Genomic DNA, 1,815 nt, shown 5'->3' with positions numbered 1-1,815 from the left:
TCTCCTTGACCAGCGGGTTGGCGCCGCGGGTATCCAGGGTGTAGAAGCTGGTGCCGTAGTACTGGTCCACGGTCTTGTAGCGGAAGCTCAGGGTGTGCCAGTTGAAGCGCACCTTGCAGAAGCCTTCGCCCTGCTCGACGATTTCCAGGTTGTTGATGTTGTGCGAGGTGCGGGTGTCCGGAATGCTCGCACTGGATCGCTCGGTGCGGATGCGGAAGATGCGGTCCTCGAGGCCGGCGCGGCGCCCGTACCAGATCAACGATATTTCCTTCTGCGGATCCTCGGTCAGCTCGTCGTTGTCGTCCCAAGCCGGCACCCAGAAGCTAGCGTCCTCTGCGTATAACTCCAGCCACTCGTCCCACTGCTTGTCGTCGAGATAGCGCGCTTCGCGGTAGAGGAAATCGCGTACGGCGTCGTAGGAGATGCTCATTGCCCAGCCTCCACGTGGATCAGCTTCTGTTGTTCTTGTGCGACAGCCTTCTTCATGGTGGCTAACCAGTGGCGGTGCTGCACGACGAACAGCCCTTCGTCTTCAGTCCGCACTCCTGAAACTAACGGTTTAAGTTCGATTTCCTTGGCCGCCTCGTCAGCCCCCTCGATCCAGTGCGTAGCACCGCGAGACATGTCGTTCCACGGTGCAGCACTGCCCATGAAGCCTTCCTGGCAGGCACGAAATTCCTCTAGGTCGTCGGGAGTAGCCATACCAGTCGCGTTAAAGAAATCTTCGTACTGACGGATGCGGTGGGCGCGAGCCTCAGCGCTCTCCCCCTTGGGAGCGATGCAGTAAATAGTGACTTCGGTCTTGTTAACCGAGAGCGGGCGAGTGATGCGCAACTGCGAACTCATCTGGTCCATCAAGTACAGGTTCGGGTACAGGCACAGATTGCGCGAGTGACCGATCATCCAATCGGCGCGAACCTGACCGAACTCAGCAGCCAGCTCATCGCGTTTTGCATAGAGAGGACGATCTTCGGGGTTATCCCAGCGGGTCCACAGCAGCAGGTGGCCATTCTCGAACGAGTAGAAGCCACCACCCTTCTTGCCCCAACCACCAGCACTCATGGCGCGAATATCATCACCAGCCTCTTTCTGCTTGCGTTGTTGCTGGGTGGCCGCGTAATTCCAGTGAGTGGCAGTGACATGGTAGCCATCGGCACCGTTCTCGGCCTGCAGCTTCCAGTTGCCCTCAAACACGTAGGTGGAGGAGCCACGGAGTACCTCCAGGCCTTCCGGCGACTGCTCGACGATCATGTCGATGATCTTCGCCGACTCGCCGAGGTGCTCAACCAGCGGCGGCACTTCGGGATTCAGGCTGCCAAACAGGAAGCCACGGTAGGACTCGAAGCGGGCAATCTTCTTCAGGTCGTGGGAGCCGTCGCAGTTGAAGCTATCCGGGTATCCGGCGTCGATCGGATCCTTGACTTTGAGCAGCTTGCCGTTGGTATCGAAGGTCCAGCCGTGGAACGGACAGGTGTAGGTGGCCTTGTTGCCGTGCTTGAAGCGGCACAGGGTGGCGCCACGGTGGCTGCAAGCGTTGATGAAGGCGTTCAACTCACCAGCACGGTTGCGCGCGATGAACACCGGCTGACGGCCCATCGTCACAGTGAAGTAATCGTTCTTCTCGGGAATCTGGCTCTCGTGCGCCAAGTAGATCCAGCCACCCTCGAAGATATATTTCATCTCGAGCTCGAACAGCTCAGGACTGGTAAAAATCTCTCGCTTGCAGCGATAGATTCCTTTTTCTTTATCTTCTTCAAGCAAACCATTGAGGTAGTCGAGTCCCAGGGTCATCGCCATGGCTCCTTTGTTATTTTT

At 57.8% G+C, this 1,815-nt stretch carries 2 protein-coding genes; both read right to left on the bottom strand.

Going from position 1 to position 1,815, the window contains the following annotated elements:
* A partial coding sequence (benB, locus tag KRX52_RS15855; protein ID WP_217682703.1) for a benzoate 1,2-dioxygenase small subunit occupies nt 1-430 on the bottom strand: 430 nt, incomplete at its 3' end.
* Complete coding sequence (gene benA, locus KRX52_RS15850) at nt 427-1,791, bottom strand: benzoate 1,2-dioxygenase large subunit (RefSeq protein ID WP_217682704.1); 1,365 nt, start codon at nt 1,789-1,791, stop codon at nt 427-429. The genes benB and benA, both read right to left, overlap by 4 nt.
* Nucleotides 1,792-1,815: the final 24 nt, after the last annotated feature.

Origin of the sequence: Geopseudomonas aromaticivorans, from assembly GCF_019097855.1 — a bacterium.
Classification (GTDB): domain Bacteria; phylum Pseudomonadota; class Gammaproteobacteria; order Pseudomonadales; family Pseudomonadaceae; genus Geopseudomonas; species Geopseudomonas aromaticivorans.
This window is presented reverse-complemented; position numbering and strand designations above follow the sequence as displayed.